At 60.7% G+C, this 24,171-nt stretch carries 22 protein-coding genes; 11 read left to right on the forward strand and 11 right to left on the reverse strand.

Translation table 11 applies throughout. From position 1 onward, the window contains the following. Positions 1–91: 91 nt before the first annotated feature. The 3 genes from rcdA to ABID12_RS17095 all read right to left on the reverse strand — a co-directional run bounded on the left by rcdA (position 92) and on the right by ABID12_RS17095 (position 2,365). Complete coding sequence (rcdA, locus tag ABID12_RS17085) at positions 92–601, reverse strand: protease adaptor protein RcdA (protein ID WP_319519490.1); 510 nt, start codon at positions 599–601, stop codon at positions 92–94. 290 nt (positions 602–891) lie between these two features. Further along, on the reverse strand, positions 892–1,092 hold the full coding sequence (locus tag ABID12_RS17090) for a DUF1192 domain-containing protein (protein WP_354435328.1): 201 nt from the start codon (positions 1,090–1,092) through the stop codon (positions 892–894). Further along, entirely contained in the window at positions 1,082–2,365 is a 1,284-nt protein-coding gene (locus ABID12_RS17095; RefSeq protein WP_354435330.1) for an MFS transporter, read from the reverse strand. Before ABID12_RS17095 ends, ABID12_RS17090 begins: the two co-directional genes overlap by 11 nt. A gap of 202 nt (positions 2,366–2,567) precedes the next feature. Between ABID12_RS17095 and ABID12_RS17100 the strand changes: the two genes are divergently transcribed. Continuing rightward, complete coding sequence (locus ABID12_RS17100) at positions 2,568–2,726, forward strand: hypothetical protein (protein WP_354435332.1); 159 nt, start codon at positions 2,568–2,570, stop codon at positions 2,724–2,726. 349 nt (positions 2,727–3,075) lie between these two features. Here ABID12_RS17100 and ABID12_RS17105 read toward each other — a convergent pair whose 3' ends face one another. Continuing rightward, complete coding sequence (locus ABID12_RS17105; protein WP_354435334.1) at positions 3,076–4,272, reverse strand: phosphoglycerate kinase; 1,197 nt, start codon at positions 4,270–4,272, stop codon at positions 3,076–3,078. Between the two features lie 228 nt (positions 4,273–4,500). Then, positions 4,501–6,291 carry a potassium/proton antiporter gene (locus ABID12_RS17110; protein WP_354435336.1) on the reverse strand — a complete coding sequence of 597 codons (1,791 nt, stop codon included), beginning with the start codon at positions 6,289–6,291 and terminating at the stop codon, positions 4,501–4,503. 213 nt (positions 6,292–6,504) lie between these two features. Here ABID12_RS17110 and ruvC point away from each other — a divergent pair, with 213 nt between their 5' ends. Genes ruvC through ruvB form a run of 3 tightly spaced genes read left to right on the forward strand, consistent with a single transcriptional unit; the run spans position 6,505 to position 8,742 of the window. Then, positions 6,505–7,017, forward strand: a complete 513-nt coding sequence (gene ruvC / locus ABID12_RS17115; RefSeq protein WP_354435337.1) for a crossover junction endodeoxyribonuclease RuvC — start codon at positions 6,505–6,507, stop codon at positions 7,015–7,017. A gap of 12 nt (positions 7,018–7,029) precedes the next feature. Further along, the gene (gene ruvA / locus ABID12_RS17120; protein ID WP_354435339.1) at positions 7,030–7,650 is read left to right on the forward strand and encodes a Holliday junction branch migration protein RuvA; all 621 of its coding nucleotides are present in this window, start codon (positions 7,030–7,032) and stop codon (positions 7,648–7,650) included. 57 nt (positions 7,651–7,707) lie between these two features. After that, positions 7,708–8,742, forward strand: coding sequence for a Holliday junction branch migration DNA helicase RuvB (ruvB, locus tag ABID12_RS17125; RefSeq protein ID WP_354435340.1), 1,035 nt, complete (start codon positions 7,708–7,710; stop codon positions 8,740–8,742). Positions 8,743–8,776: 34 nt separating this feature from the next. Here ruvB and ABID12_RS17130 read toward each other — a convergent pair whose 3' ends face one another. Further along, positions 8,777–9,679 (reverse strand): AraC family transcriptional regulator, encoded by a 903-nt coding sequence (locus ABID12_RS17130; protein ID WP_354435342.1) that lies wholly within the window; start codon positions 9,677–9,679, stop codon positions 8,777–8,779. Between ABID12_RS17130 and ABID12_RS17135 the strand changes: the two genes are divergently transcribed. Beyond that, positions 9,678–10,085, forward strand: a complete 408-nt coding sequence (locus ABID12_RS17135) for a DUF2000 family protein (protein WP_319519500.1) — start codon at positions 9,678–9,680, stop codon at positions 10,083–10,085. The two genes, ABID12_RS17130 and ABID12_RS17135, sit on opposite strands and share 2 nt — an antisense overlap. A gap of 5 nt (positions 10,086–10,090) precedes the next feature. On the opposite strand, the gene rnd is transcribed toward ABID12_RS17135, so the two are convergent. Then, the gene (gene rnd / locus ABID12_RS17140) at positions 10,091–11,236 is read right to left on the reverse strand and encodes a ribonuclease D (protein ID WP_106301608.1); all 1,146 of its coding nucleotides are present in this window, start codon (positions 11,234–11,236) and stop codon (positions 10,091–10,093) included. Positions 11,237–11,511: 275 nt separating this feature from the next. Here rnd and aspS point away from each other — a divergent pair, with 275 nt between their 5' ends. Next, the gene (gene aspS / locus ABID12_RS17145; RefSeq protein ID WP_106302168.1) at positions 11,512–13,311 is read left to right on the forward strand and encodes an aspartate--tRNA ligase; all 1,800 of its coding nucleotides are present in this window, start codon (positions 11,512–11,514) and stop codon (positions 13,309–13,311) included. 98 nt (positions 13,312–13,409) lie between these two features. Here the strand turns inward: aspS and ABID12_RS17150 are convergent, their stop codons facing one another. After that, complete coding sequence (locus ABID12_RS17150) at positions 13,410–14,651, reverse strand: aq_1923 C-terminal domain (RefSeq protein ID WP_354435344.1); 1,242 nt, start codon at positions 14,649–14,651, stop codon at positions 13,410–13,412. A 206-nt stretch (positions 14,652–14,857) separates the two neighbouring features. On the opposite strand from ABID12_RS17150, the gene parC reads away from it, so the two are divergent. The 3 genes from parC to ABID12_RS17165 all read left to right on the forward strand — a co-directional run bounded on the left by parC (position 14,858) and on the right by ABID12_RS17165 (position 18,552). Continuing rightward, entirely contained in the window at positions 14,858–17,137 is a 2,280-nt protein-coding gene (gene parC / locus ABID12_RS17155; protein ID WP_106301602.1) for a DNA topoisomerase IV subunit A, read from the forward strand. 176 nt (positions 17,138–17,313) lie between these two features. Continuing rightward, positions 17,314–17,781 carry a heme-degrading domain-containing protein gene (locus ABID12_RS17160; protein ID WP_354435346.1) on the forward strand — a complete coding sequence of 156 codons (468 nt, stop codon included), beginning with the start codon at positions 17,314–17,316 and terminating at the stop codon, positions 17,779–17,781. A 225-nt stretch (positions 17,782–18,006) separates the two neighbouring features. Then, positions 18,007–18,552: a DUF2087 domain-containing protein gene (locus tag ABID12_RS17165; protein ID WP_354435348.1), complete on the forward strand. Its 546-nt coding sequence runs from the start codon at positions 18,007–18,009 to the stop codon at positions 18,550–18,552. Between the two features lie 26 nt (positions 18,553–18,578). Here the strand turns inward: ABID12_RS17165 and ABID12_RS17170 are convergent, their stop codons facing one another. The 3 genes from ABID12_RS17170 to ABID12_RS17180 all read right to left on the reverse strand — a co-directional run bounded on the left by ABID12_RS17170 (position 18,579) and on the right by ABID12_RS17180 (position 21,204). Beyond that, on the reverse strand, positions 18,579–19,067 hold the full coding sequence (locus ABID12_RS17170) for a GNAT family N-acetyltransferase (protein ID WP_354435350.1): 489 nt from the start codon (positions 19,065–19,067) through the stop codon (positions 18,579–18,581). A gap of 66 nt (positions 19,068–19,133) precedes the next feature. Further along, on the reverse strand, positions 19,134–20,552 hold the full coding sequence (gene tldD, locus ABID12_RS17175; RefSeq protein ID WP_354435352.1) for a metalloprotease TldD: 1,419 nt from the start codon (positions 20,550–20,552) through the stop codon (positions 19,134–19,136). Between the two features lie 58 nt (positions 20,553–20,610). Continuing rightward, positions 20,611–21,204 carry an invasion associated locus B family protein gene (locus ABID12_RS17180; protein ID WP_354435354.1) on the reverse strand — a complete coding sequence of 198 codons (594 nt, stop codon included), beginning with the start codon at positions 21,202–21,204 and terminating at the stop codon, positions 20,611–20,613. 351 nt (positions 21,205–21,555) lie between these two features. On the opposite strand from ABID12_RS17180, the gene coxB reads away from it, so the two are divergent. Next, positions 21,556–22,446 (forward strand): cytochrome c oxidase subunit II, encoded by an 891-nt coding sequence (gene coxB / locus ABID12_RS17185; protein WP_354435356.1) that lies wholly within the window; start codon positions 21,556–21,558, stop codon positions 22,444–22,446. A gap of 19 nt (positions 22,447–22,465) precedes the next feature. Continuing rightward, positions 22,466–24,121, forward strand: a complete 1,656-nt coding sequence (gene ctaD / locus ABID12_RS17190; protein ID WP_106301587.1) for a cytochrome c oxidase subunit I — start codon at positions 22,466–22,468, stop codon at positions 24,119–24,121. Positions 24,122–24,171: the final 50 nt, after the last annotated feature.

The following is a 24,171-nucleotide window of genomic DNA, read 5'->3' on the forward strand; positions in this document are numbered from 1 at the left end:
GATCGGAAAACTGATCGACCTCGTCGAGCCTCAAGAGGCCCGCAACTTCTTCACATCATGCGGATACGATCCAACATGAAAGGGAAACGCTCTAGCGTCTTGCGAAGGCGGTCTGCAGCAGATCGATCTGGGCGATGACCTGGTTGTTGGCCGGTTCCGGCTGAACGTGGCCGCGCATCAGGCTTTCATCGAGTTTGCGAATGCGGGTTTCAAGCCGTGTGGCATGGTCTGCCAGATCGCGGAAACCCGGCGGCAGTTCCCGCCAGGCCGAAAGGCCCTCTTCGTCTCCGCCGCCGCCCAGACGCAGCTTGTTGCGCTCCTGGATCACCTGCTCACGGCTCATCTCGCCGGAATTCAGCGATCGCTGCAGCAGCAGCCACGATGCCAGTTGCATCAGGCGCGTGGTGAGCCGGATCGATTCCGCCGAGTAAAGTGCGGCCGCTCTTGCACTGAGCAATTTCGAGGCAGCCCGGCCGGGACCGTCCAGATAGGCGGCTGTCTCCTCGACAAGCGTCATGCCTTCGGCATAAAGGGCATCGAACTGCGGTGAGTTGGCGGCCCGTCCCGCAAAACTGATCGGATGTGCCCCGGTACTGGTCATTTGCATACTCTTGCTACGCCGATTGCCGCGATACGCTTGGTGCGGCAAGTCTTCAACAACGTTGACAACAAATATACCTGTAACGCATTTCCGCAACCCGTTTCTTAACGAAGGGTTAATACCCACTGCCGAATGCCGGGTTGTGCAAAAAAAAGAGCCGCAAAGAGCGGCCCGTAAGTCAAAGGGTGATGATCGGAATAAAGACAGAGATCCCGACTCCGCCAAGCGGATGACCTATAACAACTTGGAAAGGTTAATATCGCGTTAAAGGCCGGCTGCAGCGGAGCGGACTATTTCTTCTTGAAGAAACTTTCGGCCTTTTCGCGCTCGCTGCCCTTCCTGCCGATGGCAGCCTCGAGGCGTTCGATCTCGCGACGCAGCTCCTCGACGAAACCGTTCAGCGCCTCGACCGAATGTTCTTCCAGATCGGCGCCAATGATGTACTGGTTCCTTGCCGGTTTCTTGTCGTCGTTGTCGTCATCAAGCGGCATGATCTTCGCTCCTTTCTTCTTCGTCGTAAACGGAGGTTTCGCGGTTCGGGTTCTTCAGCGCAACCCCTTCGGTGGTGGAAACCGGCGTTGCCGCATCCGGCATGGCCGTGAAGGCCTCGCGGTCGGTGACGGGCACGGCGGCGCGAATGCGGGAACGGACGATGGCATAGGCAAGGATCAGGACATGCGCTGTGGCGGTGACGATGAACAGCGCATAGGGGCCGAAGTTCGACATCACGGGGCCGCCGACAGTCGGGCCGATGATGGTGCCGATGCCGAACAGGAACAGAAGGCCGCTTGCAATCTTGACGTAATCTTCCGGTCGGGCAAAGTCGTTCGCATGCGAGGCCGTGATCGGGTAAAGCACGTTGGCCGTGGCGCCGTAGGTGGCGATCAGGACGATCAACGTGGTGCTGCCGGGCTTGAAGATCACGACGGTGATCGCCGCCGCTGCCGCGATTGCCGCAAGGCCCGCGATCACATAGCGCCGGTCCATCCGGTCGGAAAGCCGGCCGACGGGCACCTGGGCAAGCGCGCCGGCCAGAATGGCGCCGGTTACCAGAAAGGCGACCTGATTGTCGGGAAGCCCGGCGCGGGCGGCAAAGACGGCCACCAGCGTGCCGAAGGCGCCATTGGCAATGCCGGTCAGCAGCACTCCGAAAAAGGCAACGGGCGAGTTGCGGTAAAGCAGTTTGAGGTCGATGCGGACGGCCTGGAGCGGGCGCGGGGAGGCCGCATTCGACACCGTCGTCGGCAGCATGGCGATGCAGTAGACGATGCCGGCAACCATGAACAGGATCGGCGTATTGGGATTGCCGAAGCCGACGGCCAGCTGTCCGCCGACGACGCCGAAAAGCGTGATGCCGGTGTAGAAGGTGAAGACCGTGCCGCGGCTTGAATTGTCGACGCGCTCATTGAGCCAACTCTCGATGATCATCTGGGTGCCCGCCATCGCAAAGCCGGTTGCCGCACGCAGCGCGATCCAGCCGAACTGGTTGACGAATACACCGGTGATCAGCGCCACCATGCAGATGAGGGCGATAAAGCCGGAAAAGGCGCGCACATGCCCGATCCGCATGATCAGCTTCGGCGCCAGCAGACAGCCAAGCACGAAGCCCGATGCCCATGACGTGCCGATAAAGCCGAGCGCTGTATCGCTGTAACCTTCCGCCGTACCGCGCAATGGCAGGAGAAGACTGTGGAGACCATTACCGAAAAAAAGAAAAAGTGTGCCGAGAAGCAGCGCAAAAACAGGAAAAAGATTACGTTTCATCAAGTCGCCCGGATAAATGAAAGACATAAAAAAGGTGAAGGTTCAACGCGGCAACGTCTGCACTTGTTCCCGGATATTACCACCACCCATCCGGAATGCACTGAGGAATTCGGTCCGATGCGGGTGACGCACCGGTTTTCGCGCGCTATGACAAGGGGCGATTGACAACAAACCGCTCGAGGTCGGGCGGGCAGGGACATCCATGGCCAAGCTGATATCGTTGCTTCTCATCGCCGCCATGGCGGTTCAGATCATCAAACCGCTGGGGCTTCCGGGGCTGAAGAAGCGGATGGACTTCTGGAAAATCGCGCCCTTTGCGCTTGCGATGATGGTGCTCGTGCTGATGATCCGCCCGTCCTGAGATTGAAAGAAAAAGGCGGCCACGCGGGCCGCCTCAGACTGTTGATCGCAACTCCAACGATTGGTGTCATCCTCGTGCTCGACACGAGGATCCATCTAGTCCTCGACACGTGGCGCACGTTGTCGGCTTGATGCCCTGATTTATAAACAAAATTCAATCGTTTTCGTGCCGCAACCGCAACTGGATCCTCGTGTCGAGCACGAGGATGACGCCTGAGGCGCGTGGCAGACGCCTTGGCCCGAACAGCCGGTATGTCCTCATGCCAGTCACAAGGTTTACGCGACGTGTGGTCGGTTTTCGAAAACGGGCGGCTCTAAGGCCGCCCTTGTATCCGATCTCTGTAAAGCCGTTACTTCTTCAGAATATCGACGCCCGGAAGGACCTTGCCTTCCATCCATTCCAGAAATGCGCCACCGGCGGTGGAGACATAGCTGAATTTGTCCTTCACGCCGGCATGGTTGAGTGCCGAGACCGTATCGCCGCCGCCGGCGACCGAGGTGAGCTTGCCGGCCTTGGTCTGTTCGGCGGCGAATTTTGCGGCCGAGACCGTGGCGGCATCGAAAGGCTCGATTTCGAACGCGCCGAGCGGGCCGTTCCAGACCAGCGTTTCGGCCTTGCCGATCCATTCATTGACGGCTTTGACCGATTCCGGTCCGACATCGAGCATCATCGCATCGGCCGGAATGGCGTCAATCGCGACCGTCTCGTTTGCAGCATTGGCCTTGAACTCACGGGCAACAACGCCGTCGACCGGCAGAACAATGGCGCAACCGGTCTTTTCGGCCTTTGCCATGATGGTGCGCGCCGTGTCGGCCAGATCATGCTCGCAGAGCGACTTGCCGACATCGATGCCCTTGGCGGCAACGAAGGTGTTGGCCATGCCGCCGCCGATCACCAGCGCATCGACCTTGTCGATCAGGTTTTCCAGCAGGTCGATCTTGGTCGAGACCTTGGCCCCGCCGACGATGGCGACAACCGGGCGCTTGGGATCGCCGAGGCCCTTTTCCAGGGCTTCAAGTTCGGCCTGCATGGTGCGGCCGGCATAGGCGGGCATGTGGTGGCCGAGGCCCTCGGTCGAGGCGTGGGCGCGGTGAGCGGCGGAAAATGCGTCATTGACGTAGATGTCGCCGTTCCTGGCCAGTTCAGCCACGAAATCGGGATCGTTCTTTTCCTCGCCCTTGTGGAACCGGGTGTTTTCCAGCAGCAGGATATCGCCGTCCTGCATGGCGGCGATGGCGGCTTCCGCGTCCGGGCCGACGCAGTTGTCCGCGAATTTCACAGCGTGATCCAGCACGCTTTCGACAGCCGGAACGATCAGCTTCAGCGACATATCGGCAACGACCTGGCCCTTCGGACGGCCGAAATGGGCCATCAGAATGACCTTTGCGCCCTTGTTCGAAAGTTCGAGGATGGTGGGGGCAACCCGTTCGATGCGGGTCGTGTCGGTGACCTTGCCTTCGCTGACAGGCACGTTCAGGTCGACTCGGACCAGAACGCGCTTGCCGGTCAGGTCGGAAAGGTCGTCGAGTGTTTTGAAGGCAGGCATGGATGTCTTCCTCTTTCGGTTGGAAGTGCCGGGAGGCCGGCGCTTCTGGATTGGCTTGCCGGCAGCGGGCTTTTCGAGGCTCCGGCGTGCCGGTCTTGTTATCGGGTGCGGAGCGCACCGCCAAAAACATCTTGGGCGCAACGATTTCTATTCAAAAACAGGGCAAGCGGCAATGACAGAGGTCAGAAAAGCACGTCGGCGTGAATGGTCTTTACGAGGATTGCCGCTCTAGCGCCTGAACTTGAGAAAAAGCCGGGCAAAGCGTGCCCGAATTGCACGGAAAACAAGCGGTGTATTGTCGTCTTCCGGTTCGCGCCAGACACCGATGGACATGACATTATGCGCCTCATCGGCCTCGCGCACGATCAGCGAGAGCGGCCCCAGATGCAACCTGTCGGCGATATGTGGCTTGCCGCCCAGACGTTCCTTGATGAAATCGGCAATCCGCGTTTCCTCCGATCCGGCAGGAATGGCGACGGTCGGTTCGATGGCGCGCAATTCGCCAAGCGGCCGGTCCGGCATCAGGACTTCCGTGCCCAGCAGCGATTCCTCACCGCTGCCGTCGATCGTATCGGGATCTGCGAAAAGCCGGTCCAGCAGATAGGACATGCCCGGCACCACGAAGAGGTAGAGATAGTCTCCTGCCTTCAGATCGCCGGCATAGAAATAGCGCATCGATAATCCGTCGCGAACCACGAGCGAGGGGATGGCCCAGCGCGGAATGAGTGCGCCTTCGAGGACCGGAGCACCTTCGGCAAGGCGATAAACCAGAAGCTCGTGCTTGGCGTTGCCGGGCAGGTCGACCTCCACCGTTTCCAGCGCGCCGCTTGCCCTGGGCCGCACCAGATCCAGAAACCGGGCGACCGGCGCCAGCATCCAGCCCTGCAGGATAAGCGACACCAGCACCATGACGAAGACGATGTTGAAGAACAGTCCGGCATTTTCCAGCCCGTAGATTGCCGGCAGAATGGCCAGCAGGATCGAGGCGGCACCACGCAGGCCGATCCAGGCGATGAAATTCGTTTCGCGCGGACGGTAATCGAAAAGGAACAGGCAAAGCCAGACGGCGACAGGCCGGGCAACGAACACCAGAAACAGCGCCAGCGCCAATGCCGGCAGAAAGATTTCGGGAAATCTGTGCGGTGTGGCCAGAAGGCCGAGCAGCAGGAACATGATGATCTGGGCAAGCCAGGTCATGCCTTCCTGAAACCGCCTGATGGCCCCTGAAAAGCGTACTCGTCTGTTGCCCGCGATCAGGCCGGCGATGTAGACGGCCATGAACCCGCTTCCGCCCGCAGCCCCCGTCGCCGAAAACACCAGAAGGGCAACCGTGAGCACGAGGATCGGCGCAAGCCCCCGGTTCAGCCCGAAGGAGTTTGCGATCAGGATCGTCAACATGCCGCCACCAATACCGAACAGCAGCCCGAACCCGATTTCGCGCAGGAAATGGAGGACCATGTCCAGCGTTTCCTCCGCCCCCGACCCCTGAACGGAGAGCATGGAGACCAGCGTCATGGTGAGGAAGATCGCCATCGGATCATTGATGCCGGATTCGACTTCAAGCGTCGAACTGACCTTGTCGACGACGTGAATGCCGCCGATCCGCATCAGGAAGAACACGGCGGCCGCATCCGTGGAGGCGACGATTGCGCCGAGCAGAAAACCTTCAAGCAGGGAGAAGTCGAGAATGACCGCTGCGGCCACGGCGACAAGCGCTGCGGTGATGAGAACACCCGCGGTGGCAAGAAGCACAGCCGGCGCCGCGATGCGTCTGAATGTCTTGAACGCAGTGCCGAAACCGCTGTCGAACAGGATGACCGCAAGCGCCAGAGAGCCGACATAAAAGGTCAGTGCATCATTGCTGAATTCGATGCCGAAGCCATCGGTGCCGGCCAGCAGGCCGACGCCAAGAAACAGCAACAGCAAGGGGGCCCCGAAACGAAACGCCAGAGCGCTCGAAAGCGCGGCGAGCAGGACGAGTGCGGAGAAAATCATCACCGCGAGGTAAAAAGTCGTCAATCGTCTTCCCTTCCATCCGGCGGTATTGGTCCCACCGGCCCCGCACCCGTCCAAATCTTTTGATTTTCTGGGCTAGGTAGTGCGTGGGCGCAGCCATTTAAAGTCTCCACTATTGGAAGGCTGTGTGTCTGTACATGCATGGCTGCATGAGAATGTTTTTGTTTTGTTCACTTTTCTCTGGAAGCCTGACGACAAGGCAGATAGGGTAATTGCATGGAAAAGACGATTCGTATTCTCGGTATTGATCCGGGCCTCAGACGCACCGGCTGGGGCGTGATCGAGACGCTCGGCAATTCTCTGAAGTTCATCGCCTCAGGCACGGTTACCACGGATGGCCAGATGGATCTTGCCTCGCGTCTCAGGCAGCTGCATGACGGGCTTACGGAGGTCGTGCATGGCTACACGCCGGATGAATCGGCCGTCGAGCAGACCTTCGTGAACAAGGATGCGGTGGCCACGCTGAAGCTTGGTCAGGCGCGCGGCATCGCGCTTCTGGTGCCCTCGCTTGCCGGTCTTCATGTTGCCGAATATGCGCCGAATGCGGTGAAAAAGGCGGTCATCGGTGTCGGCCACGGCGACAAGGAACAGATCCACATGATGCTGAAGGTGCTGATGCCGAAGGTTCAGTTCAAGGGCAGCGACGCGGCCGACGCGCTGGCGATCGCCATCTGCCATGCGCATAATCGTGGCGCAAACCGGATGATGAAGGCGGCTCTGGCCGGATAAGGAACACTCTGCATGATCGGCAAGTTGAAGGGCGTGATTGACGAGATCGGCGACGACCATGTGCTCGTCGATGTCCATGGCGTCTGCTATGTGGCGTTCTGTTCGACGCGCACGCTTTCGCGCATTGGCTCGCCCGGCGAGGCGGTGACACTGGTGATCGAAACCTTCGTGCGCGAGGACCAACTGAAGCTTTACGGTTTCATCAGTGCGGAGGAACGCGGCTGGTTCAACCTGCTGCAAAGCGTGCAGGGGGTCGGGGCCCGTGTGGCGCTTGCTATCCTGTCAACGCTGTCGGCAGGCGAGATTGCCAACGCGGTGGCGCTTGGCGACAAGGCGGCGGTTTCGCGCGCGCCGGGCGTCGGGCCGAAGGTCGCCACCCGGATCGTCACGGAGCTGAAGAACAAGGTTCCTGCCGGGCTTTCGATGGGCGACAGCGAAGGCGTCGCCTTCCGTCAGGAGGTCGGCGAGGGGGCGGCGCCTGCCGCAGTCAGCGACGCGATTTCGGCATTGTCCAATCTCGGCTATTCACGCGATCAGGCCGCCGGCGCGGTCTCTGCCGCGCTGAAAAACGCGGGCGAGGGCGCCGACAGCGCCGTCCTTATCCGTCTGGGCCTGAAAGAATTGGCGACTTGATACCTGTTCTCTATGCTGGTGCGGGACAAGCTGGAAAATTTGGCAGTATGACGAATTATGAATGATGACAATCGCCTGATATCGCCCGAGTCCCGTGCCGAGGACATCGATGCTGCCATGCGGCCGCAGACGCTGGATGATTTTACCGGCCAGGCGGAGGCGCGGGCCAATCTGAAAATCTTCATCGAGGCAGCCAAACGGCGCGGTGAGGCGCTGGACCATGTTCTGTTCGTCGGCCCGCCAGGGCTGGGCAAGACCACGCTGGCGCAGATCATGGCCAAGGAACTCGGCGTCAATTTCCGCGCCACATCCGGCCCGGTGATCGCCAAGGCCGGTGATCTGGCCGCACTCTTGACCAATCTGGAAGAGCGCGATGTTCTGTTTATCGACGAAATCCACCGGCTGAACCCGGCCGTGGAGGAAATCCTCTATCCGGCGATGGAGGATTTTCAGCTCGACCTGATCATCGGCGAGGGGCCGGCGGCGCGATCGGTCAAGATCGATCTGTCTAAGTTCACGCTCGTGGCTGCCACCACCCGGCTCGGCCTGTTGACGACCCCGCTGAGGGACCGGTTCGGCATTCCCGTGCGGCTGAATTTTTACACGGTGGAGGAGCTGGAATCGATCATTCGCCGCGGCGCGCGGCTGATGGGCCTTGGCATGAGCGATGACGGTGCGCGCGAGATTGCCCGGCGCGCCCGCGGCACGCCGCGGATCGCCGGCAGGCTGCTGCGCCGTGTGCGCGATTTCGCCGAGGTTGCGGATGCAAACGAGGTATCTCGGGCCATCGCCGATGAAGCGTTGACGCGGCTTGAGGTCGACCATATGGGCTTCGACCAGCTCGACCGGCGCTACCTGACCATGATCTGCCAGCATTTCGGCGGCGGCCCGGTCGGCATCGAAACCATCGCGGCAGGGCTTTCGGAGCCGCGCGATGCGATCGAGGATATTATAGAACCCTATATGATCCAGCAGGGTTTCATTCAGCGCACCCCGCGCGGCCGGGTGATGACGGCGACCGCCTGGAAACATCTCGGCCTCAACCCGCCGAAGGAAATCGACCAGTTCCGGCTGTTCGACGAGGGCGAGTGAACCTTTCGTCCCGGCGCTGCGGCGTTTTTAAGCTTTAACGCGGGCGTGCGGTCGTCAGCGCCTGAAACCGTCCGGGCGTCATGCCGTAGGTCTTTCTGAAATGCCGGGTCATGTGGCTCTGGTCCGCAAAGCCGGCGGAAAGCGCGGCCTCCGCCAGCGTCTCGCCGCTGGCAATCAACGCCTTTGCCCGTTGCAGCCGCCGTTGCACCAGAAAACGGTGCGGACTGGTGCCGAAAGCCGCGCGGAACTGGCGCGAAAGCGAAAACCGGTCGAGGCCGCAAAGGGCTTCGAGCGTTTCCGAGCCGATATTGGTCTCAACACTTTCGGCAAGATAGTCCCGGCAGCGCAGAAGCGCCTTTCGCGCAAGCGGCCCGCCTGTGCCTTGCGCACCGGCATCGCCAAGGCGCAGCAGGTGACCGGCGATTTCCGCCGTGAGGTCGTCACACTTCAATTCGCCCATTTCGGTATCGAGTTCGCCAAGCGCTTCCGTCAGGCTTGAACACAGGCCGGGATCATCCACCACAGGCGCCTGCACGAAAGGCAGGCTGCGAAACCGCGACATGTTTTCAAGCGCGGCGCTGATCCTGTCCGGGCTGATATAAAGCATCCGGTAGACGAGCCCGTCCTCTCCGCCGGCGCCGCCGTCATGCAGTTCGTCCGGCGACAGGATGATCAACCGGCCGGGCGTCGAAAACCGCGCCGCGCCGCGATACGAAAATGTCTGGACCCCGGCGATCGTCAGTCCGAGCGCATAGGTGTCGTGGCGGTGTGGTGAGAAAACATTGCCGGAAAACCGGGCCTCGATCCGCTCGATCCCGTCTTCGGCCGGTGCGGTGACAATCGCGTCGCGTCTGCACGAACGTTCAAGATCGCCCTCCGCCTGCCGCGCTAGGGTGGCGGTCGATCCATCAAATCCCATTCCGGAGTTTGCATTCATGTTCGACACCAAATTCGTCATCATCGTGCGCGACGATCTTGCCGTCTGGCAAAAGCTCAACGTCACGGCCTTCCTGTCTTCCGGCATTGCCGCGTCTCAGGAGGGACTGATGGGAGAAGACTACAGGGATCGCGACGGCAATGTCTATTTTCCCCTCTGCGTGCAGCCGATCATCGTGCTTGGCGGTGATCAGGCAACGCTTTCAAAGGCGCTGAAGCGTTCGCTCGAGCGGGAAGTGCCGGCCGCACTTTACCTGGAAGAGATGTTCGCAACCGGCCATGATGCCGAAAACCGTGCTGTTTTCGCCAAATTCGCACCCGACGATGCCAAGGTTGTCGGCATTGCCTTTCGCGCGGACAAGAAGATCGCCGACAAGATTTCCAAAGGTGCGAAAATGCACCCCTGATGTTCTCAGACGTCGATCATCTCCACCTTCTTGTCGACAAAGCGCAGCGCGACCTCGCCTTTCAGCAATTGCAGCGCCGGTTCGCCGTAAAGCTTGCGGCGCCAGCCCTTCATCGCTTCCACATCGGCGTCTTCGCCTTCGGCGGCAATCCGGTCGAGATCGTCGGATGAGGCGATCACCCGGGCGGCGACCTGGTTCTGCTCGGCAACGATCTTGAGCAGAACCTTCAACAGTTCGGCGGCAGCGGCTGCGCCATCGGGCAGTTGTGGCTGGCGGGGAATACGCGGAAGGTCGGCTTTCGGGATCTGCAGCGCCGTCTCGACGGCCTCCAGCAGGCCGGCGGCGGCATGCGAGCGTTCCCACCCCTTCGGGATCATCCGCAGTTTTGCAAGCGCTTCCGGCTCCGTCGGGTGCTGCTGGGCAATTTCGTAGACCGCGTCGTCCTTCAGCACGCGGCGGCGGGGCACGTTGCGTTCCCGGGCGGTGTGTTCGCGCCAGGTAGCGACGGCCTGCATCACGGCGAAATCGAGCGGTTTCTTGACCCTCAGCTTCAGCCGCGTCCAGGCCTGTTCGGGCGGCAGGTCATAGGTGGCCGGCGTCTCCAGGATCGCCATTTCCTCGTCGACCCAGTCGGTGCGGCCCTCGCGCGAAAGTTCGTCTCTCAGTTTCAGGTAGACGTCGCGGAGATGGGTTACGTCAGCCAGCGCATAGGAAAGCTGCTTGTCGTTGAGCGGGCGGGCGCGCCAGTCGGTAAAGCGCGAGGACTTGTCGATATGGGCGCCGGTCAGCCGCGAGACCAGCTGGTCGTAGGAAATCGAATCGCCGAAGCCGCAGACCATCGCGGCCACCTGCGTGTCGAACAGCGGCGCGGGCAAAAGCCCGCCCATGTGGTAGACGATTTCCAGATCCTGGCGGGCGGCGTGAAACACCTTGACCACGGACGGGTCGGCCATCAGGTCGAAAAACGGCTTCAGGTCGATGCCTTTTGCCAGCGGATCCACGAGCACTTCAACATCGGGACTTGCCATCTGGATCAGGCAGAGTTCCGGCCAGAACGTGCTTTCGCGAATGAATTCCGTATCGACGGTGACAAATTCGGATTTGGCGAGCTTGGCGCAGGCCTCTTCAAGAGCGGAAGTGGTTTCGATCATAAGGTCATATCGGTCGTTTGGTTTCGACATCTTTCCTTGGCCTTTGGGGCGGTGATGTCAAGGCGCGGAAGAAAAACCGGCAGGGAAAAGCCTGTTCGGAGGGATCGCAATGGCGGTAAAGCTTGCTGTTGATCGCCTGATGTGGTTTAGCAGCCTGCAAACGGGCTTTGCCTTGACAAAGAGGGCCTGCCATGCGCTTTTCCGCCGGAATTCACCGCGAAGTCCGGCGCGGATATCCGCCTGCCTGCCTTCCAAACCCTTTTACGGATAAGAATATGCATCGCTACCGCAGCCATTCCTGTGCCGCCCTCAACAAGTCCGACGTTGGCCAGACTGTCCGCCTTTCCGGCTGGGTCCACCGCGTACGCGACCACGGCGGCCTGCTCTTCATCGACCTGCGCGACCATTACGGCATGACCCAGGTTGTTGCCGACCCGGACTCCAATGCCTTCTCCACTGCGGAAAAGGTTCGCGGCGAATGGGTGATTCGCGTCGACGGCAAGGTGCGTGCGCGCACCGATGAGACGGTGAACCCGAACATGGCAACCGGCGAGATCGAACTCTACGCCGAGGAGATCGAGGTTCTGTCTGCAGCCAAGGAACTGCCGCTGCCGGTGTTCGGCGAACCGGAATATCCCGAAGACCTGCGTCTGAAATACCGCTTCCTCGATCTGCGCCGCGAAACGCTGCACGCCAATATCGTCAAGCGCACGCAGATCATTGCCGAAATGCGCAAGCAGATGGCCGACGCCGGCTTTACCGAATATTCGACCCCGATCCTGACGGCCTCCTCGCCGGAAGGCGCGCGCGACTTTCTGGTGCCGAGCCGCATCCATCAGGGCAAGTTCTACGCCCTGCCGCAGGCGCCGCAGCAGTACAAGCAATTGCTGATGGCCTCCGGTTTCGACCGCTATTTCCAGATCGCCCCGTGCTTCCGCGACGAGGACCCGCGCGCCGACCGCCTGCCGGGCGAATTCTACCAGCTCGACCTGGAAATGAGCTTTGTCGAACAGAACGACATTCTCTCGACCATGGAGCCAGTGCTGCGCGACGTCTTCAAGGCGTTTGCGGACGGCAAGCCGGTGACCGAGGAATTCCCGCGCATTCCTTACGATGTGGCGATGCGCAAATATGGCTCCGACAAGCCGGATCTGAGAAACCCGATCGAGATGGAGGCCGTGACCGAGCATTTCGACGGCTCGGGTTTCAAGGTGTTTGCCGGCATGATCGCCAAGGACCCCAAGGTCGAAGTCTGGGCCATTCCGGCCAAGACCGGCGGTTCGCGCGCCTTCTGCGACCGGATGAATTCCTGGGCGCAGGGTCAGGGCCAACCCGGCCTCGGTTACATCTTCTGGCGCAAGGAAGGCGAGGACCTCACCGGCGCCGGTCCGCTGGCCAAGAATATCGGCCCCGAGCGCACCGACGCGATCCGTCAGCAGCTTGGGCTTGACGAGGGCGACGCCTGCTTCTTCGTTGCCGGCCGCCCGGACCAGTTCGCCCGCTTTGCCGGCGAAGCCCGCACCCGTGTGGGCGATGAACTCGGCCTGACCGACAAGGACCGTTACGCGCTGTGCTGGATTGTCGATTTCCCGTTCTACGAATGGAACGAGGATGAAAAGAAGATCGACTTTGCCCATAACCCCTTCTCCATGCCGCAGGGCGGTATGGATGCACTGAAGGCGGCCGATGGCGATGAAGGCCTGCTGGCGCTGAAAGCCTATCAGTACGACATGGTCTGCAACGGCTTTGAAATCGCTTCCGGCGGTATCCGTAACCATATACCGGAAACCATGGTGGAAGCCTTCGGCCATGTCGGCCTTGGCGCGGAAGTGGTCGAGGAACGCTTCGGCGGCCTTTACCGCGCCTTCCAGTACGGCGTTCCGCCCCATGGCGGCATGGCGGCCGGTATCGACCGTATCGTGATGCTGCTCGTCGGTGCGAAGAACCTGCGCGAGGTCACGCTGTTCCCGATGAACCAGCAGGCCCAGGACCTGCTGATGTCGGCGCCTGCCGAAGCCGGCGCGGCGCAGCTGCGCGAGCTTGGCCTGCGCATCCTGCCGCAGAAGAAAGACTGAGGCATTTGTTCCGTTCATTGAAAAGCCCCGGCGAACAGGATCGCCGGGGCTTTTTTTGTCAATGAAAGTGGAGGGGCGAACCGCGCCGGGAAGGGCGCTTATTCGTTCGCCGTGACCTGCAGGTTCAAAAGCTGCGGGATCGACTGCGGGGCAGCCGCACCGGCCATGATAACCGCGAGAACCGGCATCTGCATTTGCGGTTTGATGCTGATCTTGAAGGTCTGTGGGTCGGCGAAATAGGTGCCGACGGCCGTTGTCACCATGTCTGCAAGGCCGGGAACGTTCATCGCATTCAGGCTCGTGCCTAGGTCGACTTCGATCTTGTCTGCCATCTCTTCGGCAATCATGCCTTCCTGTTCGGCCGCATATTGCAGCACCCGCGTGGTGATGGAATCGTCTGCAAAGCTGATCGCGAATTCGGAGATGCCGATCTTCTGGCCAATCTCGAGAAGCTGCGCCTGATAGGGATTTACGGCTTCTTCCTCGCCTTCGCTTGCTTTCATCGCATCCGTATCGGGCATTTCGGCGGAAAGCTGCCGCAGGGTCTCGACGGTATCGAGCGTCAGGCCGGTCATGGTGAAATTGATGGCCAGCGTGCCGACATCCTCGACTGCAATATCATAGGTCAGAATATCCAGATCGCCGGACTGGGAATCCCATACGCCGCTGAAGGTTGCGCTGGAATGCGTTTCCATCAGATCAAGCGCTGTCAGGGCATCGCGCACATCGTCTTCCATGTCGTCGATGCTCGAAAGGTCGAGCGTGACGCCGGAGACATCGCCACGGAAGCTTGCCGTGCCGTTGTCTTCGTCGAAGCGCTGCGTGCCGGTTGCGTTGTCGATGGCCAGTACCTGATGGCCCTCGGTTGTCACCGTGATGTCGCCGACCTCGGTGTTGCCGGCATAGCTCCAGCCGGCGAAAGCGCTCGCATCCGGCGTTGCCGGCACTGCGATATCGCTCTGGACCAGCGAGCCGACATTGATTTCCAGATCCTCACCGGTAAAGACCATGTCTGCGGCGGAAACCCGGTCGATCGAATAGCTGCCGTCCTCGTTTTCCGTCACCCCTTCGAAGTCGAGCGTCATCGGTTCGGCCTGCTTCAGTCCGCCGAGTGCGTCATCGGCTTCGGGCGCGATGCTGTAGACCACGCCGGTGACCGTGAGATCGCCGTTGTCGCCCTCCTCGACATCGTCATAGGTGAAGGTGACGTCGCCCTGCGCCTTTGACGCGGCGTTGAGCTTTGCAAGCATATCCTGCGCATCGAGGGCGAAGGCGGGCGCGGACGTTGCTGCCAGAAAGCTGCCGGCGAGAAGAAGGTGGCGGAAAGGCGCTTTGCGCATAAGGGGCTCCCGGTATCTGTTCCGATTCTGGTTCAAGTTATTCGGCATATAAGACAGAATTGCAATCTTGCCACCATGACGTTGGTGTCAACCTTGTGTCCGATGCGCGTCACTCGTGCCATTTTGAGCACGAGACCCCCGTGTTTTCAGGGGATTGGCCGCCCATGCGGCTTGCGGGAGAAGGTTGCATACTCTAACAAAGCGCCATGGGAAACGAAATCATTCCGCCGGATGACGGCGACAACCACATCGATGCCGTGGACCTGCGCAAGGCGCTGGAAGAACGTTACCTCGCCTATGCGTTGTCGACGATCATGCACCGCGCATTGCCGGATGTGCGCGACGGGCTGAAACCCGTTCATCGCCGTATCATTCACGGCATGAGCGAGATCGGCGTTCGCCCGGGGTCCGCTTACAAGAAATGCGCCCGTATCGTCGGCGATGTCATGGGTAAGTTCCACCCCCATGGCGACGCCTCAATCTATGATGCGCTGGTGCGCCTGTCGCAGAGCTTTGCCCAGCGCTATCCGATGGTCGATGGCCAGGGCAATTTCGGCAATATCGACGGTGATAGCGCTGCGGCTATGCGCTACACCGAGGCGCGCATGACCGATGTGGCGGCGCTGATGCTGGAAGGCATCGGCGAGGATGCCGTCGACTTTCGTCCGACCTATAATGAGGAGGACGAAGAGCCGGTGGTCATGCCCGGCGCATTTCCCAACCTGCTCGCAAACGGTTCGACCGGGATTGCCGTTGGTATGGCGACCGCCATTCCCCCGCACAATGCCCACGAGCTGTGCGAGGCTGCGATCCATCTGATCAAGCATCCCGACGCCACCGTCGAGGACCTGTTGACGCTGCCCGGCGCCGACGGGCCGAAGGCGAACATGATCCAGGGGCCGGATTTCCCCACCGGCGGCATCATTGTCGAGGATTTCGACTCCATGGTCGAAACCTACAGGACCGGGCGCGGCGGCTTTCGGGTGCGCGCCCGCTGGGAAAAGGAAGACCTCGGGCGCGGCAATTACCAGATCGTCGTCACCGAAATTCCCTATGGCGTGCAGAAGTCGCGGCTAATCGAGAAGATCGCCGAACTGCTGATCGCCCGCCGTCTGCCGCTTCTGGAAGATATCCAGGATGAATCGGCCGAAGATATCCGCGTCGTGCTGGTGCCGAAATCGCGCGCCGTTGACCCGGCGCTGCTGATGGAATCGCTGTTCAAGCTCACCGATCTGGAGAGCCGTTTTTCGATGAACATGAACGTGCTCTCCCAAGGCAAGGTGCCGAAGGTGATGGGCCTTGTCGATGTTCTCACCGAGTGGCTCGGCCATCGCCGTGAGGTGCTGCAGCGCCGCTCGCGCCATCGTCTGGCGGCGATCGACCGGCGGCTGGAAATCCTCGGCGGTCTTCTGGTTGCCTATCTCAACCTCGACGAGGTGATCAGGATCATCCGCGAGGAAGACGAGCCCAAACAGGTGATGATCGCGCGTTTCGAGATCACCGATGTGCAGGCGGAAGCCATCCTCAACATGCGGCTGCGCGCCTTGCGCAAGCTCGAGGAAATCGAGATCCGCAAGGAGTTCGACGCGCTGACGGCGGAAAAGGCCGGTATCGAAGCGCTGCTCGCATCCGAAGACAAGCAATGGCAGACGGTCGGCTGGGAAATCGGCGAGGTCAAGAAGACCTTCGCCAAGGCGACCGAACTCGGCCGCCGCCGTTCTACCTTCGATCATGCGCCCGATACCGATATCGAAGCCATCCAGCAGGCGATGATCGAAAAGGAACCGGTCACGATCGTGATCTCGGAAAAAGGCTGGGTGCGGGCGCTGAAGGGCCATGTCGAAACCTCCGGCCTGTCGTTCAAGGATGGCGACAGCCTCAAGCTTTCATTCCCGGCGCAGACCACCGACAAGCTGCTGATCGTCACCACCGGCGGCAAGGCCTATACGCTTGGTGCGGACAAGCTGCCGGGCGGACGCGGCCATGGCGAGCCCTTGCGCATCATGGTGGATATCGAGGCCGAACAGGATGTCGTCACCGCGTTTGTGCACGAGCCGGGCCGCAAGCTCCTGATCGCATCGACCGCCGGCAATGGCTTTGTCGTCGATGAGGACGCGATGGTCGCCAACACCCGCAAGGGCAAGCAGGTGATGAATGTGTCGATGCCGGTGGAGGTGAAGCTGTTGACGCCTGCTGCCGGCGATCATGTCGCCGTCATCGGTGAAAACCGCAAGCTTCTGGTCTTCCCGCTGTCGCAGGTCGCCGAGATGACGCGCGGCAAGGGCGTGCGCCTGCAACGCTACAAGGACGGCGGCCTGTCGGATGCCAAGTGCTTTGCGCTGGAAGACGGCCTCACCTGGACCGATAGCGCCGGTCGCACCCATACCCGCAACGTCGATGAACTGATGGAATGGCGCGGCGACCGCGCCATGGCCGGCAGGATCGCACCGAAGGGGTTTCCGAGGAACGGTACGTTCCGGGGGTAGGGGAAAGCTTGCATTTCGGCCGGCCATCCATTGAACCGCAAGGCCGGTCATGGCTATGTTGCGGGCGGGTGTTACAGTTCAAGACAGGTGAGCCCGCCGCATTCGGGCAGGCGGTTCGACCGCAGCTTTCTGGTTTCACTCGATGACATTTTAATCGGACTCCAGCGGAGGCAGGAATGAGTGATATCAGCGACAGCGAAAAAGAAGTGGCGGCCCAGGAAGAGCGGCTGGTGTTCAAGACCTTCAGCGAGAGTGACGCCTGGGATCTCGGCCAGCGGCTGGTTGGCCGGGCGCTGGCGCATGAAGCGCCGGTCGTCATCAATATCCGCACGCCGAACCGCACGCTGTTTCATGCCGCCCTGCCGGGCTCTGCGCCGGATAACGACATGTGGGCGCGACGCAAATCCAACGTCGTTTTTCATTTTCATCACGCATCTTATGCAATCGAGCTTGCGCACAAGCGCAAGGGCCGCACGATCGGTCCCGAAATCGGCCTCGATATCAAGGATTTCGCCGATCATGGCGGCAGTTTTCCTGTCCGCATCAAGGATACCGGCGTGTTCGCCGCCATCACCGTTTCCGGTCTTGCCAGCGCTGATGATCACGGTCTGATCGTGGCGGTTCTCGAAGCCTATCTCGCTTAGTGATCCGGTCGCGAGACATTTCGCCACCCGGAGGAGCAACGGTATTTTCTTCGGCTGAGGATTGTGCTACAGCCACGCCACGGTCAGCAGTTCACCGAGGCGTCGCTGTTCCCTTTGGGATGCTAAACCTGCTTATCTGAAGACGACACCTGACCAGATCACCGTGCCGCCTCGCAAGTCAGCGACCAGCGATGAGACAATGAGCGGCATGTTCGGGATCCAGTCATGTCGAAACAGAAAATCCCTCTTCGTGCGGATGATTTGTCCGCTTTCACCCGTGCGCTTTCGCATCAGCTCGGCGATAGCGAGGGCGCGCCCTCTCACCTTTCGCTGATGAACATGCTTGCCCGCTCCGGCGGTTTCCGCAATGTTCAGCATCTGCGCGCCGCCTATGCGGCCGAGAAGCGTCTCGCCCGGCAGGCGCAGCCGGTGGTTGCGGATTTCCGGCTGGTGGAGCGCACGCTCCATCAGTTCGATCATTGCGGAAAACTGAAACAATGGCCGTCCCGCCGGACGGTGCAGAGCCTTGGTCTCTGGGCTTTCTGGGCGCTGATGCCGGCCTCCTCGGATATGTCCGAACCGTCGATGAACGCGCTGTTGAACGCCTATCACCTGTTTGGCGATGCCCCGCAATTGCGGCGAAGCATGGTGGAACACGGGCTGGTGACACGCAAAAGGGATTGCTCGCTCTACCGGCGCGTGGAACAAAGGCCAACGGTGGAAGCCGAAATCCTCATCGCCCGCCTGAAAGCACGGCGGACAGCCGGCTGACGGTTCAAGCCAAGGAAAACCTTGCCTCAGGCTGACGGGGCGGGCGTTGTCCTCTGTCCCGCCGGGCAGGGCTTTTGCATCAGGATCAGAGGATGCGGCAGGCCGTTGTCATCGGTTTCCCGGCGGCGGACCCCGCAAAAGCCGTGGCGGCGGTAAAACGCGACGGCGCGATGATTGGCGGCATAGACTTCGAGCGCGAGTTTCCCCTTCAGGGCGAAAGCGTGATCGAGCAGCATGCTGCCAATTCCCGCGCCCTGGCTTTCCGGCGCCACGAAAAGGCCGCCGATGAACTGATCCATCAGCCCGATGAAGCCGATGGGGCCGTTGTCGTCGACCGCCACCCAGGTTTCCGTCTGCGGCAGATATTTCTCGGCGATTTCCTGGCGTTGCCGGGCAAGCAGGTCTTCTGGCAGGAAGGGATGGGAAAGGCGCGAGGCGGCATACCAGATTTCGGTCAGCCGCCGGTTGTCATCCGCCTCGAAGGGACGGATGACAATGTGGTGCTCGTTTTTCACGGTGCTCGACATTCCGGGTACGCAATACATGGCACCCATGAAAAACAGACAGCGGTAAAGAAACCGCTAAGCCTGGGTGCCGCCGACGGTGACCTGATCCAGCCTGAGATGCGGCTGACCGACGCCGACCGGCACCCATTGGCCGGCCTTGCCGCAATTACCTATGCCGTTGTCGAGCGCAAGATCATTGCCGACCATCGAAACCCGCTTCATGGCATCCGGGCCGTTGCCGATCAGCGTTGCACCCTTGATCGGCGCGCCGATCTTTCCGTTTTCGATCATGTAGGCTTCGGTGCAGGAGAACACGAACTGGCCGGAGGTGATATCCACCTGACCGCCACCGAAGGTGACGGCGTAGATGCCCTTCTTGACCGAACCGATGATCTCTTCCTTGGTCTTGTCGCCGTTGAGCATATAGGTGTTGGTCATGCGCGGCATCGGCAGGTCCGAATAGGACTGACGCCGCCCGTTGCCGGTGGGCGCAACGCCCATCAGCCGGGCGTTGAGGCGGTCCTGCATATAACCGGTCAAACGTCCGTTCTCGATCAGGACATTATAGTTCGATGGCGTGCCCTCGTCATCGATGGAGATCGAACCGCGCCGGTTTTCAATCGTACCGTCGTCGACAATGGTGACGCCGGGGGCGGCGACCATTTCGCCGACCAGACCGGAAAAGGCCGAAAGCCCCTTGCGGTTGAAATCGCCTTCCAGTCCGTGGCCGACGGCTTCGTGGATCATCACGCCCGGCCAGCCATTGCCGAGCACCACATCCATGGTGCCGGCCGGCGCTTCGATGGCTTCCAGATTGACGAAGGCCTTGCGCAAGGCTTCGTCGGCACCTGTCTGCCAGTCCTGCCGCGCGAAAAGATCGCTGAAACTCTGCCGTCCGCCAATGCCGAAGGAGCCGGTTTCCAGCCGGTCGCCATCGCCGACGACGACCGAGATGTTCAGCCGCGTCATCGGGCGCACATCGCCGACCCGGTAGCCGTCGCCACGCAGGATATCCACCACCTGATGGCTGGCGGCAAGCGAGGCGGAAACCTGGCGCACACGCGGATCGCGCGCCCGCAGATAGGCGTCGATTTCGCCGAGAAGCTTGACCTTTTCCTCGAAACTCGGCGCGCCGATGGGGTTTTCGTCGGAATAAAGCCTTGTATTGGTGCCGCGGGGCGGCTCGGCATGGATGCCGGTGTGACCGTGGGTCACGGCCTTGGTCGTGGAAGCGGCGCGCTTGAGCGCGGCAAGCGACAGTTCCCCGGCATGGGCAAAGCCGCTGGCTTCGCCCGCCACCGCGCGCAGGCCGAAGCCGTGGCCGGTGTTGAACGCGCCGCTCTTCAGCCTGCCGTCATCGAAGCTCAGCGATTCGCTCTGGCTGTATTCGACATAAAGCTCGCCGTCATCGGCGTCGTGAAGCGTATCGGAAACGATGTCGCGGATCGTGGTTTCATCTGCGTCGAAATGGCTGATCAGGTCGCGGTCCGTCATTCTGGCTGTCGTCCTTCTTCTTGTCCTGAGGCCTATATAGGAAGTGTCAGGGGCAATATCAGGGCAGGGCGTCGAAGCCTTCGCCAAAGCCGGAGAGGTCCACCGGAATGCCGATCGTGTCCTGATCGATGGAAAAATTCAGCGTGAATACGGCCTCTTTGCCGGCGCGCAGGATGTTCATGAGGTCGTCGTCGATATCGACCTCGACATAGCAGCCATCGAGATAGCAGCGTGAAAACGAGGCTTTTCCGATATTCACGCCATCGACGAAAAGCCCCATGCCTTCGGGCAGGAATACCCCGAGAGGGGACAGGATGCGCAGCAGCGTCGCCTGGCGGTCTGCCGTCTTCAGCACCGCGATCGAAAGGCCGATTTCCGGGCGGTCGTCGGCGATCACGTTTTGCATCAGGGCGCATTGTTCCAGCGTGGCGCCCGGCGGCTGGTCGCAGATCATCGACCATGCACCGTGGTTTTCGCGCACCATCGTCGGGTCCTGTTCGCTGCCCATCTGCGGTCCGTCACCGGCTTGCGGCGCGGTGTTCTCCTGGGCATTGGCCGGGATGACGGCAAGCGCTGTCAACGCGGCTGCAAGCACCAGTCTTGCCGCAGCGGGCTTTACGCTCGACAGCACGTTTTGAGGAAAAGAGGGCATGGGCGGGAATCCTGCATGAACTGAAACGTGATTTTTCCGAAGTGGTTGTGCAGGTTTCAAAAGCAATTTTCAACGCCCGACAGGCGCTGTCGGCAAAACCCGGTGGGAAACAGCGGAATATATTAGGTTTGCATGAGACAATTTGACGCTTCAAATCGCCAAATGCTATGGCATAATTGTGACTGAGGGAGAAAACAGGCACACCAACTGTAAAGCGCGGCGCAAACAGGGAGTGCGTCTACGTGAACAGGTGTTATCATGACCACAGTGCGCTTCAGGTCTTATAGGCGTATAGCGCAGTTGAAAAAGGTCCGGTTTGACCACGGTCAAACGATGGAGGGAGAATTCAACGTGATGAACAAGACCAGAGCATGCCTGACAGCTTTTCTCTGTCTTGCGGGCTTTGGCAGCGCCTTTGCCGCGCAGCCTCAGCCATGGGAAACGGGCATGCAGCCGGCGGCCTCGCCGATCATGCATCAGATACGCTGGTTCGAGCAGTATACGCTCTGGTTTATCGTGCCGATCGTGCTTCTTGTCCTGGCGCTGCTGATCACCGTGATGGTGCGCTTCCGGGCGTCGAAAAATCCCGAGGCCTCGCGCACCAGCCACAATACCGTCATCGAAGTCGTGTGGACCGTTGCGCCGGTGCTGATCCTGCTTTTCCTGGCGGTGCCGTCGTTCAATCTGCTGACGGCCCAGCTGACCATGCCGGAAGACCCGAAGCTGACAGTCAAGGCGACGGCGACGCAGTGGCTGTGGACCTATGACTACCCGGAAATCGAGGATGGCGCGATTTCCTATTCCTCCTACATGCTGACGGACGATCAGCGCGCCGAATACGGCAAGGAAGACAAGGCCGTCTATCCGCGCCTTCTGGCCGTCGACAACGAAATGGTGGTGCCGGTGGGGGAAACGGTGCGCCTGCTCGTGACCGCCGCGCCCACGGACGTGATCCATTCCTTCGCCATGCCGTCTTTCGGCATCAAGGTCGATGCCGTTCCCGGACGTCTGAACGAGACCTGGTTCAAGGCTGATGCGGAAGGCATCTACTACGGCCAGTGTTCCGAACTCTGCGGCAAGGATCATGCCTTCATGCCGATTGCGATCCGCGCCGTTTCGGCCGAACAATTCGCCACCTGGCAGGCATCGGCTGCAAGTGATGTGGAAGCCGCCAATCAGGCGCTGATGGCCAGCATCGACAATGCGAAGCAGGACGCCGATCTGCTGGCAGACAAAGACTAAAAGGGGGAGGGAGACGATCATGGCCGAAGCAGGCATTCACACCGCTCACGACGACGACCATAAGCCCGGCTTTTTCGCCCGCTGGTTTCTGTCGACCAATCACAAGGATATCGGCACGCTCTACCTGATCTTCGCCATCTGTGCGGGCATCATCGGTGGCGCGCTCTCCGTTGCCATGCGCATGGAGCTGCAGGAGCCCGGTATCCAGATATTCAACGGGCTGGCCTCCATGGTCTATGGCGATGCGGGGGCGGCCGCCGTTGACCAGGGCAAGCACCTCTATAACGTGTTCACCACGGCGCACGGGCTGATCATGATCTTCTTCATGGTGATGCCGGCGCTGATCGGCGGTTTTGCCAACTGGATGATCCCGATCATGATCGGCGCGCCGGACATGGCGTTTCCGCGTCTCAACAATATTTCCTTCTGGCTGATCGTTCCGGCCTTCCTGCTGCTGCTGCTGTCCATGTTCGTGGAAGGACCGGCAGGTTCCAATGGTGTTGGCGGCGGCTGGACCATGTATCCGCCGTTTTCAACATCGGGAATGCCCGGGCCTGCGGTGGATCTGGCGATCTTTGCGCTGCATGTGGCGGGCATTTCCTCCATTCTCGGTGCGATCAACTTCATCACCACCATCCTGAACATGCGCGCGCCGGGCATGACGCTGCACAAGATGCCGCTGTTTGCATGGTCGGTGCTGGTCACCGCCTTCCTGCTGCTGTTGTCACTGCCGGTTCTGGCGGGCGGCATTACCATGCTGCTGACGGACCGTAATTTCGGCACCACCTTCTTTGCGCCCGATGGCGGCGGCGACCCGATCCTCTACCAGCATCTGTTCTGGTTCTTCGGTCATCCGGAAGTCTACATCCTGATCCTGCCGGCCTTCGGCATCATCAGCCACATCATCTCGACCTTCTCGAAAAAGCCGGTCTTCGGCTATCTCGGCATGGCCTATGCCATGGTCGCGATCGGCGCCGTCGGCTTCATCGTCTGGGCCCATCACATGTATACGGTCGGCCTGTCGCTCGACACGCAGCGCTATTTCGTGTTCGCCACCATGGTGATCGCGGTGCCGACCGGCGTGAAGATCTTCTCGTGGATTGCCACCATGTGGGGCGGGTCGATCACCTTCAAGGCGCCGATGGTCTGGGCCATCGGCTTCATCTTCCTGTTCACCGTCGGCGGTGTGACCGGGGTGCAGCTTGCCAATGCCGGTCTCGACCGGTCGCTGCACGATACCTATTACGTGGTGGCGCATTTCCATTACGTGCTGTCGCTCGGTGCGGTCTTTGCGATCTTCGCCGGCTGGTATTACTGGTTCCCGAAGATCACCGGCTACATGTATAACGAACGCGTCGCGGTCATCCATTTCTGGGTCATGTTCGTCGGTGTGAACCTGGTGTTCTTCCCGCAGCATTTTCTCGGTCTTTCGGGCATGCCGCGCCGTTACATCGATTATCCGGATGCCTTTGCCGGCTGGAACGCGGTTTCGTCATACGGCTCCTATATTTCCGCCATCGGGGTTCTGATCTTCCTCTACGGCGTGTATGAGGCGTTTGCGAAGAAGCGGATTGCCGGCGACAACCCCTGGGGCCCGGGCGCGACCACGCTCGAATGGCAGCTTTCCTCGCCGCCGCCCTATCACCAGTGGTCGGAACTGCCGCGTGTGCGCTGATCTGGACAACTGGACAAAAACATGAGATCGCGCGCCCGACGCATGAGCGA

It is taken from the genome of Martelella mangrovi (assembly GCF_040545495.1).
GTDB lineage: Bacteria > Pseudomonadota > Alphaproteobacteria > Rhizobiales > Rhizobiaceae > Martelella > Martelella mangrovi.

Coding starts and splice junctions, on each gene's coding strand:
- rcdA (WP_319519490.1), bottom strand. CDS start 601: ATGACCAGTACCGGGGCACATCCGATCAGTTTTGCGGGACGGGCCGCC.
- ABID12_RS17090 (WP_354435328.1), bottom strand. CDS start 1,092: ATGCCGCTTGATGACGACAACGACGACAAGAAACCGGCAAGGAACCAG.
- ABID12_RS17095 (WP_354435330.1), bottom strand. CDS start 2,365: ATGAAACGTAATCTTTTTCCTGTTTTTGCGCTGCTTCTCGGCACACTT.
- ABID12_RS17100 (WP_354435332.1), top strand. CDS start 2,568: ATGGCCAAGCTGATATCGTTGCTTCTCATCGCCGCCATGGCGGTTCAG.
- ABID12_RS17105 (WP_354435334.1), bottom strand. CDS start 4,272: ATGCCTGCCTTCAAAACACTCGACGACCTTTCCGACCTGACCGGCAAG.
- ruvC (WP_354435337.1), top strand. CDS start 6,505: ATGGAAAAGACGATTCGTATTCTCGGTATTGATCCGGGCCTCAGACGC.
- ruvA (WP_354435339.1), top strand. CDS start 7,030: ATGATCGGCAAGTTGAAGGGCGTGATTGACGAGATCGGCGACGACCAT.
- ruvB (WP_354435340.1), top strand. CDS start 7,708: ATGAATGATGACAATCGCCTGATATCGCCCGAGTCCCGTGCCGAGGAC.
- ABID12_RS17135 (WP_319519500.1), top strand. CDS start 9,678: ATGTTCGACACCAAATTCGTCATCATCGTGCGCGACGATCTTGCCGTC.
- ABID12_RS17130 (WP_354435342.1), bottom strand. CDS start 9,679: ATGAATGCAAACTCCGGAATGGGATTTGATGGATCGACCGCCACCCTA.
- rnd (WP_106301608.1), bottom strand. CDS start 11,236: ATGATCGAAACCACTTCCGCTCTTGAAGAGGCCTGCGCCAAGCTCGCC.
- aspS (WP_106302168.1), top strand. CDS start 11,512: ATGCATCGCTACCGCAGCCATTCCTGTGCCGCCCTCAACAAGTCCGAC.
- ABID12_RS17150 (WP_354435344.1), bottom strand. CDS start 14,651: ATGCGCAAAGCGCCTTTCCGCCACCTTCTTCTCGCCGGCAGCTTTCTG.
- parC (WP_106301602.1), top strand. CDS start 14,858: ATGGGAAACGAAATCATTCCGCCGGATGACGGCGACAACCACATCGAT.
- ABID12_RS17160 (WP_354435346.1), top strand. CDS start 17,314: ATGAGTGATATCAGCGACAGCGAAAAAGAAGTGGCGGCCCAGGAAGAG.
- ABID12_RS17165 (WP_354435348.1), top strand. CDS start 18,007: ATGTCGAAACAGAAAATCCCTCTTCGTGCGGATGATTTGTCCGCTTTC.
- tldD (WP_354435352.1), bottom strand. CDS start 20,552: ATGACGGACCGCGACCTGATCAGCCATTTCGACGCAGATGAAACCACG.
- ABID12_RS17180 (WP_354435354.1), bottom strand. CDS start 21,204: ATGCCCTCTTTTCCTCAAAACGTGCTGTCGAGCGTAAAGCCCGCTGCG.
- ctaD (WP_106301587.1), top strand. CDS start 22,466: ATGGCCGAAGCAGGCATTCACACCGCTCACGACGACGACCATAAGCCC.